The organism is Collinsella aerofaciens (assembly GCF_040926265.1).
In the GTDB taxonomy this organism is placed as follows: domain Bacteria; phylum Actinomycetota; class Coriobacteriia; order Coriobacteriales; family Coriobacteriaceae; genus Collinsella; species Collinsella aerofaciens_BB.
This window is the reverse complement of the sequence record NZ_JBCOIL010000018.1, coordinates 1-2,744: the sequence shown is the minus strand read 5'-3', so window position 1 is coordinate 2,744 and position 2,744 is coordinate 1. Positions and strand designations below refer to the sequence as shown.

Annotated in this window: 3 protein-coding genes; all 3 read right to left on the bottom strand. The window is 59.3% G+C overall.

From position 1 onward, the window contains the following. Positions 1–284 precede the first annotated feature (284 nt). Positions 285–1,220 (bottom strand): hexose kinase, encoded by a 936-nt coding sequence (locus AB5767_RS06450; RefSeq protein ID WP_195361267.1) that lies wholly within the window; start codon positions 1,218–1,220, stop codon positions 285–287. 199 nt (positions 1,221–1,419) lie between these two features. Next, entirely contained in the window at positions 1,420–1,944 is a 525-nt protein-coding gene (gene lacB / locus AB5767_RS06445) for a galactose-6-phosphate isomerase subunit LacB (RefSeq protein WP_006234831.1), read from the bottom strand. Positions 1,945–2,007: 63 nt separating this feature from the next. Continuing rightward, positions 2,008–2,436, bottom strand: coding sequence for a galactose-6-phosphate isomerase subunit LacA (lacA, locus tag AB5767_RS06440; protein WP_006234830.1), 429 nt, complete (start codon positions 2,434–2,436; stop codon positions 2,008–2,010). Positions 2,437–2,744: the final 308 nt, after the last annotated feature.

The window sequence follows — 2,744 nt, the reverse complement described above, 5'->3', positions numbered from 1 at the left end:
GTCAAACAAGAACGTCCCCAACGACTAGTCATTTAAGAACGTCCCCAACGACTACTTGCGACCAGGGCTACGTCGATGTTTTGGCCACGACAGCGAAAGCCCACCAAAGCGAGCAAGGTGCCTTGAAGCGAGGCGGCATTGACCTTCTGGTCATGCCGCCGAAGCTGAAAGGCAGATTGCCGCTCTGGCGGGTTTGCAGCGTCGGCCGGTCCGCCGTTCGGCAGAACGGCGGAACCTGAGGTGCAGCGTCGGCTGGTTACGCGGTTTGGTAAAACCGCGTAACCCTAAAGCTCCGTTACTTCAACGTTGTTGTAGATCTCGTCCCAGCGATCCATGACCAGGTGGCCGGTCTTGGGATCCATGGCGTTGAGCTTGCCGCAGGTATTGGCGGTCTTGAGCACCGTGACGTCGTCGGCGCCGGCAGCAATGGCATGCGCAAAGCCGGCGATGGTCGAGTCACCGGAACCCGTCGCGTTCACAGCCGCAATCGCGGGCGTCTTGGCGCGGAACGCGCGGCCCTCATGGAAGCCCACCGAACCGGCAGCGCCCATCGAAACGACAACCCAGGGGATACCGGCAAAACGGTCATCGGCGGCAAGTGCCTCGCGCAGGGCATCGACATCATCGGTCGTAAAGGACGTACCCAGCAGTCCGTTAATCTCGGTCAGGTTGGGCTTTACGAGCTCAGGCTTAGCGTCGGACTCCAGCGCGGCCTCCAGCGATGCGCCCGAGGTGTCGAGCAGCACCTTGGCGCCCGCCTCCTCGGCGATCTTGACGAGCTCGGCATAGTAGCCGGCATCGACGCCACGCGGCAGCGAGCCCGAAAGCGTCACGACGTCCGCCTTCGCTGCAAGCTCGGCGAACTTGGCCGTAAAGGCCTCGAGCTCGGCCGGGGCGATCTGCGGGCCGCTCTCCAGCAGCTCGGTCTGATTACCCTCGTGCAGGATATTCAGGCAGATGCGCGTCTCACCGGCAATAGGCACAAAGTCGTTCTTGACGCCGTCGGCATCCATAAGCTCGGCCATATAGGCACCCATGTGGCCGCCGAGCAGACCGGTCGCGAGCACATCGTCGCCCAACTGCAGCAACACACGGCTCACGTTGAGGCCCTTGCCGCCAGCGGTCTTTTCGGGCGTCACACGGTTAACATCGTCGATGATCAGCTTGTCGAGCTGATAGCGCGTATCAATCGACGGGTTCATGGTAACGGTCAGAATCATATTGAACTCCTGTTTAGAAAACCGGCCCGCGCCCCCTCACAGAAACGCGAGCCGTCAATAGAAGAGCTGCAGAATGCCGGGTACCGCCAAAAACGAAGCACCCAAGCTCAGCAAGCAAAAGTGTTATCAGAGCAGCTCGCCCGCCAGATGGCTTCGCAGCGTCGACTGGTCTGGCGTTCGGTAGAACGCCGGAACCTCCTTAGTCATGGTATTCGCCGCGGTCCCACTTCTCCAGGAACTCGTCAAAGAAGTGCGGGTCAGCCTGAGCCTCGGCGTCGGCCTTGTTGCAGGCATCGATCTTGGCGATCAGGGCATCGTGCTCGGGGGTCTTCTCGTAGGGCTCCTCCAGGAAGGCAAGCATAATGTCGGCCATCAGGAACTCGCCGGTGATCTTGCCGCCAAAGCCCACGATGTTGGCGTTGAGCTCGCGACGGGCATACAGGGCAGAGGTCATGTCGCGAACCAGGGCGCAGCGGGCGCCGGGAACCTTGTTGACGGCGTTAGTGATGCCGATGCCGGTGCCGCACAGGGCCACGCCAAAGTCAGCCTTGCCGCTGGCAACAGCCTCGCCCACGGCCTTACCGTAGATGGGATAGTGCGTACGGGTGTGGCTGTAGGTGCCGCAGTCGAGCACCTTGTAGCCAGCCTGCTCCAGGCGGTCGGCCAGATAGATCTTCTCGTCCGTAACGATATGGTCGCAACCGATTGCGATGGTCTTCTTCATCAGAACGTCCTTTCGTCTGAATTCACAAGTTGAGGTAGAAGTTCGAGTTCTCGGTGGCTCTCGTTAGGCCATCTTGTTGAGCATGTCGACACGGATCTGGTGACGGCCGCCGGCGTACTGGGCGCGCAGGAACTCGCGGGCGATCTTCTTGGCGACCTCGGTGCCCACAACGCCCGGGCCCATGGTGACCATGCGCGAGCCGTTATGCTCGCGGGTCATGTAGGCGGAGCGCTCGTCGGAAATGTTAGCGACGACCATTCCCTTGATCTTGACGGCGGCCATATAGGAGCCGACGCCGTACTTATCGAATGCAAAGCCCTGGGAATCCTTGTGCTCCAGCAGGTCCTTGGCAACGGCGGTGGCGGAATCGACAAAGTCCGCGGCAGGGGTCTCGGAATAGTCGACGACCTCGTGACCGTCGGCGATGAGCATCTCCTTGATGGACTCCTTCATCGACATACCGTCGGCATCGGAAGCGATTACAACCCTCATGACATCCTCCTTGAGAGATACGCTGGCGCGTAGTTTCTGTTTGGAAGTGTTGAATCGCGATCAGGTCCGGGCATCTGAATGTGCGGTTCTTCACTGTTCATGTTTATTTGAACACATTCGAACATCGACTGCAACAACTATTTGTTTGTCTTTGTTCTTTTTTGAACAAAGACCGTTCACGGATGATTGTTGACCGTTTGGGATCGTGAAAGCTTCGTCCTGGCACGTCTTCAACAATCAGAACCACCCTTAAAAAGGGTGGTTTGCTCTTAGGGTATAACCCACGGGCCCCGGGCTCGCGTCTAAAG

Excerpts from the sequence above, each read along its gene's own strand:
- AB5767_RS06450 (WP_195361267.1), bottom strand. The coding sequence starts at position 1,220 with ATGATTCTGACCGTTACCATGAACCCGTCGATTGATACGCGCTATCAG.
- lacB (WP_006234831.1), bottom strand. The coding sequence starts at position 1,944 with ATGAAGAAGACCATCGCAATCGGTTGCGACCATATCGTTACGGACGAG.
- lacA (WP_006234830.1), bottom strand. The coding sequence starts at position 2,436 with ATGAGGGTTGTAATCGCTTCCGATGCCGACGGTATGTCGATGAAGGAG.